The organism is Thermobacillus xylanilyticus (assembly GCF_907165215.1).
Lineage (GTDB): Bacteria > Bacillota > Bacilli > Paenibacillales > Paenibacillaceae > Thermobacillus > Thermobacillus xylanilyticus.
Genome location: NZ_CAJRAY010000043.1, coordinates 103,139 through 109,806, shown reverse-complemented (window position 1 = coordinate 109,806; position 6,668 = coordinate 103,139). Strand labels below are relative to the sequence as shown.

The following is a 6,668-nucleotide window of genomic DNA, read 5'->3' as shown; positions in this document are numbered from 1 at the left end:
CCCGCCGATGCCGCCCTTAACGGGGCGGCTATCGGCGGCTTGCCGCTTTTTGCCGGAAGCCCGGAGGCGGGCTCAAGACTTGGCACCCGGAACGGTCTATAATGGTGCATACAACGGTTGCGGCTTGTCCGGCGGGCAGGCAAGACGGGGACGAGGTGGGCTCACGATGAGACGGCGGCTTGGCAGATGGTTTCGTGAAATCGCATACAAAATGGAGCAATGGCCGATCCAGCAGCGGCTCATCATGACGTACATCGTCATCCTGCTCATTCCGAGCCTTCTCATCTCCTGGCTGCTGTTCCGCGACATGTCCGCGGATTACATCGACAAGGTGCGGCGGGAGAACGAATCCGCCATGGAACTGGAGCGCGCGAACGTCGAGAGCAACATGGAGACGATGCTGCGGGCGGCGGAACTGACGTACACGTACAAGGACGTGGAGGACTATCTCCGCCTCATCCGCGAGCCGGAGACACTGGAACTGATGGACATCCGGGACAGCCTCGTCTCGATCGTGACGCATCTGCAGAACACGAACCCGAAGATCCGGCATATCCGCATTTTCTCGGACAACGAGAACGTGCGGGAACTGTATCCGGTATTCTGGCACGAATCGCGAATCTCCGGGGAGCCCTGGTTCGAGACCGTGAACGATCTGGACGGCCAGATCTGGTGGCAGGTGTCGCCGAACGACGACGAGCTCGTGCGGCGCGGCGCGTCGGACGACAAGGTGCAGCTTCCGAAGATGATGCTGCTCCGGGAGATTGAATACATTTCCGGCGTCCACGCGGGCGTGCTCGAAGTCGATATGCGGCTGTACAATTTTTTTCCGTCGATCTATACCCGCTACGAAGGGCGGCAGGCGCAGATGGCGGCGGTCGACCGGGACGGGAATCTCTATTATAACCGTGACAATCCGTGGCTGGCCGAGGCGGGCGTGACGGAGGAGCAGCTGAAGGAGCTGGCGGCGGCGGCCGGCACCGACCGCATCCGGAGCGTGCCGTTTCAGGCGGACGGCAGGCCGATGCTGGCGGTGACCGCTTATTTCGATCAGCTCGACATGCACCTGATCAACGTCGTCTCGCTCGAGCAGGCGCTGCGCGACATGAATGAAGCGCGGAACAAGCTGATTACGGCGATCGTTTTCCTGCTCGTCGTCCTGTCGACGGTCACGTATTTCTCGGTGAAGCTCATTCTGAAGCGGCTGATCATTCTGCGCGATTCGATGAAAAAGGTGCGGCAGGGCGATTTCGCGTTCGACATTCCGGTGCGGGGCGGAGGCGAGGTCGGCGAACTGGCGCATCATTTTCGCAAGATGCTGAAGAAGATCAACGAGCTGATTGCCGATGCCGTCCAGAAGCAGGCGGCGTCGAAGGAAGCGGAACTGCGGACGCTGAAGAACCAGATCGATTCGCATTTTCTGTACAATACGCTGGAAAACATCAAGATGCTGGCGGAAATTGAAGGCCAGTATGAAATCTCCGACGCGCTGACTTCGCTGGGGGGGCTTATGCGCTACAATCTGCGCTGGACGAGCGAATACGCGCAGCTCAGCGACGAGCTGGCGCATGTGGCCAACTACATCGCGATCATGAACATCCGGTTCGAGCGGAAAATCCGGCTGATCACCGACATTCCGGAACGTTTCCTGGGCTCTGAAATGTTGAAGCTGACGCTGCAGCCGATCGTGGAAAACGCGGTGAAGCACGGGCTTGCGGACGGCGGCGGGCGCGGCCTCGAGATCCGGATCGCGTGCCGGGCGGAACAGGGCAAGCTCGCGCTGACCGTGGAGGACGACGGCCGGGGCATGACGCCGGAGCAGACCGCGGCGCTGAACAGCAAGCTGGAGCGAAGCGGCGCGCCCATGCCGGCGGACAGACCGGCGAGGGAAGGGGCAGGCAGCGGCATCGGCCTGCTCAATGTCCAGCAGCGCATCCGGCTCTATTACGGGCCGGAATGCGGGCTGGCCGTGGAAAGCGAAGCCGGCCGGTACACGCGCGTCACCATGCGGCTGCCGCTGCGGACTGAGAATGGAGGGGCGGAATGATATGCGGACATTGCTCATCGTCGACGATGAACGGAATATCCGGCTGGGCCTGAAAGCGATGATCGACCGCGAATGCGCCGACCGGTACGAGACGCTGACGGCGGAAAGCGGCAGGGAGGCGCTCGACATCATCCGGTCGCGGAAGACGGACATTCTGATTACCGACATCCGGATGCCGGAGATGGACGGTTTCGCCCTGATCCGCGAGGCGGCGGAAGCGGGGCATCGGCCGGCCGTCATCATCCTGAGCGGGTATGACGATTTCGCCTACGCGCGTGAGGCGATCCAGTACGGCGTGAAGGAGTATCTGCTGAAGCCGATCGTGCGCGAGGAGCTGTACCGGGCGCTGGACCGTGTCGAGGAAGCGCTGCGCCGGGCCGAACAGACGGAGGAGCTGCGGCAGCAGGCCGAGCGGTACCGGACGGATATGGCGGCCAGCGTGTTCGCCTACCTGCTCGTCGGCGATTCGGCGGACGAAGCGGTCGTCATGCAGCGGGCGGAGGCGGCCGGTCTGACGGAGCTGCTTACGCCGGACTACGCCGTCGGCGTGCTCAAGACCGCCGGCGACCCGCTCGGGCGGGCGAAAGCCGAGGATTGGCTGAAGCAGCGGGCGGCGGAAGGGATGCGGGCGATCTGGACCGTCGACCGGGACGGGCTGCTCGTCTTCGCATCCCCCGATCCCGGCCTGGCGGAGATGCTGGCCGGGGAGCTCGCGCGCATCTGCGAGCCGCCGGTCTATGTCGGCCTCAGCGAGCGTGAGGATTCCGCGGCGCGGCTGCCGGAGCGGTACCGGCAGGCGAAGCGGGCGCTCAAGCGGAGCCTCGTCATGCCGCCCGTCCGTTCGGCGGTGCTGACGGCCAGTCCCGCTTGCGGAGCCTTCGCGGCGGACGTGCCGATGGACGAGGTGCGCAAGCTCGCGAACATGCTCGGCACCGGCCGCGACCAGGAGATGGCCGCGCTCGCCGGCCGCCTGTTCGAGCTGCCGGAATCGCCGGACGGCGGCGTCGCCTACATCGAGGCGCTCAGCCGGGCGCTGAACGAGCAGGTGTTCGACCAGGTGTTCCGCACGTTCGGCGAGGAATCGGTGGAGGTGCTGAAGCTGCATCGGCGCGTCGGCAGCCTCGACCATTACGCGTCGCTTGCGGACTACCGGCGCGACGTCGAGGAACTGCTGCTCCTGCTGTCGGACTATATCCGCTCGCTCCGGTCGGCGCACGCCGAGCACAAGGAAATGCGCGCCGCCGTCGCCTATATCCGGGAGAACTATTGGAAAGACCTGAACATGGCCATGGCGGCGAACCACGTGTCGCTCAACTATGCGTATTTCGGCCAGCTGTTCAAGGAATATACGGGGGAAAGCTTCGTGTCGTACCTGCGCAGGGTGCGCATCGAGAAGGCGAAGGAACTGCTCGTCCATACGGACGCGAAGGTGTACGAGATCGCCGAGCGCGTCGGCTTCGACAATGTGAAGCACTTCAACCGCGTGTTCAAGGAACACGAGGGCATTACGGCGCTGGAATACCGCCAGCGTCACGCGGTTTTCGCGCCGGATGCGGCGGGCGAGGGGAGCGCGGGACGCATGTAGGCAGAGAAAGTCCGGAAGACCCGCACGCGTTGCGGAATCGTCCGGACTTTCTCGTGTTCACCTTTGCCCCGGCGCTTTCAACACGACTTCGAACTCGCGGTCGCCGAGGTCCGTCCGGGACGCTTCCCAGCCGAAGGCCGCCGCGGTTTCGGCGAGCGGCACGAAGGTTGTGCCGCCGATGAGCTGCGCGGGATCGGTCAGTTCGATCGTCTCGCCGTCCGCCAGCGCCGTCGTCTCGCCGACCGTCAGCTCGAAAGTCCGGTCTCCGGCGGTCAGCCGGAGGTGCTTCGTCTCCCGCTCCCACTCGAGCTCTGCGCCGAGCAGCTCCGCCAGCCCTTTCGCCGGCACGCGCAGGTTTCCGCCGTTCCCGATCATCAAGGTGCCCAGCGAGATCGGGGTGAGCCCGCCGCCGTCGTCCAGGAAGACCCGGACGCGGAACAGCCGGTCGTCGTCCGACACCGCGGCTTCGTCCACCTGCCGGTCCAGCTCCTCGACGAAATCGCGAACGTTGTCCGCCGTGACGAGATACTTCGGATCCCGCCGTCCGATCGCCTGCGCGATCCAGGTGTTGATATCCTGATGGTGGTGCGACATGTCCTTGTAATAGTCGAGATGGAACGACCAGTCTGCTTCCGTCTGGAAATCGTACACTTCGACGTTCGGGAAGCGGCTGAACTGCTCGTACATCCATTCCTTCATGAAGAGCTGGTACTCGTACCGCTCGGGATTCGTCTCCCGCCAGACGACATGGCGAAGAATGCTGTACGGCGGGTAATAGATCAGAAACTTCACGTCCGGATGCGCTTCGATAAGCGAGAGCACGTACTTGTTGAAGTTCCCCTGCACCACTTCCAGCGGATCTTCCTCGTTGACCTTGGCGGCAATCGCTTCTTCCGTCAGCGCCTTCCGGTAATGCCTGATCGTCACGTCTTCCCCGAACTTGACCGAGAAGTTCCAGTTGTACAGCCCTTCAAGCCCCTGCACATGGCCGGTCCGGTATTGGCGGACAAGCCCCTTGATGAGGCGTTCATAGTGCGTGTAGTTGAACCAATACTTGTAGTCGTTCAGGAAATTGCGGTCGTAGAGATAGTACGGAAACGCGTTCTGCCCCTCGTTGATATTCGTTTTGAGCGCGAAATAGTCGAGACCCCACAGCACCGTTTTCACTTGCCCCGTCCCGAGGGCGAGCTTGGCCGCCATGTATTGTTCGTCGACATATGAACCGCGGAACGACAGCTTCATCGTCTTGCCGCCGATCGCTTCTTCCACCTTGCTCGGGAAGAAGTTCTCGGTCATCGACGAGCCGATGATGATCGTCTCGTACTCGTAGTTTTTCGCCAGCCCGGCGTTCTGGTAACGTTCCTCCGTCGTGTAGACCGGTTTGTAGAACCACGGCTTGTGATAGAGCTGCAGCGGATCAACGACGCAAGCGAGCAGGATGAACATCGAGGCAAACAGCATGCAGCCCAGGAAGAACCAGCCGATCGTTCGCTTGTGCATGGCGGACCGCTTCCGGAGTCGTCTCGCCGCCCGGTGTCTCGGCGGCAGCGGACGCATCGAATCGTTCGGTGTCATCACGTATTACGCCGCCTTTCTAGAAATTGAAGTAGAGAAATTCGGAAATCCGGTTCAGGAAGAAAAGCGAGACAATGAACATGGCGGCCGCCGCCAATCCGGTCTTCCAGCCGGGACGGAAATCGCGCTCCCGCTCCGACGAGTTGCGGGTGAACAGCACGATCGGCAGGAAAACGGCGATGAGCAGAATCGGATAAAAGTACACTTCGAAATGAATGAACGAGATGCCGTTCAAGCCGGCCATTCCCTTGAGCAGCCGGAGCGCCTGATCGAACGATTCGGCGCGGAAGAACACCCAGGTCACGTTGACGAACAGGAAGGTGATCCCCCACGCGAGCCAGCGCGGCAGCGGGCGGCCCCATTCGCCCCAGATCCGCTGGATGACCTGCGCCAGGCCGTGGAGGAAGCCCCACATGATGAACGTCCAGCCGGCGCCGTGCCAGAAGCCGCCGATCAGGAAGACGGCCATGTTGTTGAAATAGGTCCGGAACTTGCCCTTGCGGTTGCCGCCGAGCGGTATGTAGATGTAGTCGCGCAGGAACCGGCTCAGCGTCATGTGCCAGCGGCGCCAGAAATCCTGGATGCTCGTCGCCTTGTACGGCGAATTGAAGTTCTGCGGCAGCCGGATGTTGAAGAACAGCGCGATGCCGATCGCCATGTCGGTATATCCGCTGAAGTCGAAATAGAGCTGGAACGTGTACGACAGCGCCGCCACCCAGGAATCGATGAACATGTGCGCCCTGGCGAAGCCGTCGTTCGCGAATTCGGCGAACGTGTCGGCGATGACGACCTTTTTGAACAGACCGATGCAGAAAATGAATCCGCCGCGGGTGACGTTGCTCCAGTTCCACACTTTGTTCCGGACGCGGTCGAACTGCGGCATCATTTCGCCGTGGTGCAGGATCGGACCGGCGATCAGGTGCGGATAGAAGGTGACGAACAGAACATAATTAATGATGTCGTATTCTTTCGCCTTCTGCTTGTAGGCATCGACCAGGAACGCGATCTGGGTGAACGTGAAGAAACTGATGCCGAGCGGAAGGACGATGTGCAGCAGCGGAAAGCTGCTTCCGGCGATGGCGTTCAGATTTTCCAGGAAGAAGTCCGCATATTTATAGTAGCCAAGCAGCAAGATGTCGCCGACAATCCCCGCGGTCAGCAGTTTCTTCCGGTGGTTGTGCAGCCTGGACGACGGTTCGATTGATGCGATCAGCAGCCTGCCGACGGTATAGTTGAACGCGATCGAGGCGAGAATCAGCGGCACGTAGCGGACGTCCCACCACCCGTAAAAGACGAGGGATGAAAGCGCCAGCCACACTTTGGCGGCATACGTAAGCCGGAATCGGCACAGGATGAAGTAGCCCGCCACTGTAATCGGGAAGAAGGCGAAGATGAATACATAGGAATTGAACAGCATCGGATGCGGTCACGTCCCCACGATTTGATAAGACAAGTATATTG

General features: G+C 61.5%; 4 protein-coding genes. 2 read left to right on the top strand and 2 right to left on the bottom strand.

The annotated features are described in order from the left end of the window. Positions 1 to 166: 166 nt before the first annotated feature. Together KJQ12_RS09550 and KJQ12_RS09545 are read left to right on the top strand one after the other, a co-directional pair. Positions 167 to 2,047 carry a sensor histidine kinase gene (locus tag KJQ12_RS09550; RefSeq protein ID WP_213484477.1) on the top strand — a complete coding sequence of 627 codons (1,881 nt, stop codon included), beginning with the start codon at positions 167 to 169 and terminating at the stop codon, positions 2,045 to 2,047. Position 2,048: 1 nt separating this feature from the next. Further along, entirely contained in the window at positions 2,049 to 3,632 is a 1,584-nt protein-coding gene (locus KJQ12_RS09545) for a response regulator (protein ID WP_213484476.1), read from the top strand. Between the two features lie 57 nt (positions 3,633 to 3,689). Here the strand turns inward: KJQ12_RS09545 and KJQ12_RS09540 are convergent, their stop codons facing one another. Both KJQ12_RS09540 and KJQ12_RS09535 read right to left on the bottom strand, forming a co-directional pair. Then, positions 3,690 to 5,132, bottom strand: coding sequence for a copper amine oxidase N-terminal domain-containing protein (locus tag KJQ12_RS09540; RefSeq protein ID WP_213484475.1), 1,443 nt, complete (start codon positions 5,130 to 5,132; stop codon positions 3,690 to 3,692). 94 nt (positions 5,133 to 5,226) lie between these two features. Beyond that, complete coding sequence (locus KJQ12_RS09535) at positions 5,227 to 6,624, bottom strand: MBOAT family O-acyltransferase (RefSeq protein ID WP_213484474.1); 1,398 nt, start codon at positions 6,622 to 6,624, stop codon at positions 5,227 to 5,229. Between the last annotated feature and the right edge of the window lie 44 nt (positions 6,625 to 6,668).

Excerpts from the sequence above, each read along its gene's own strand:
- KJQ12_RS09550 (WP_213484477.1), top strand. The coding sequence starts at position 167 with ATGAGACGGCGGCTTGGCAGATGGTTTCGTGAAATCGCATACAAAATG.
- KJQ12_RS09545 (WP_213484476.1), top strand. The coding sequence starts at position 2,049 with ATGCGGACATTGCTCATCGTCGACGATGAACGGAATATCCGGCTGGGC.
- KJQ12_RS09540 (WP_213484475.1), bottom strand. The coding sequence starts at position 5,132 with ATGCACAAGCGAACGATCGGCTGGTTCTTCCTGGGCTGCATGCTGTTT.
- KJQ12_RS09535 (WP_213484474.1), bottom strand. The coding sequence starts at position 6,624 with ATGCTGTTCAATTCCTATGTATTCATCTTCGCCTTCTTCCCGATTACA.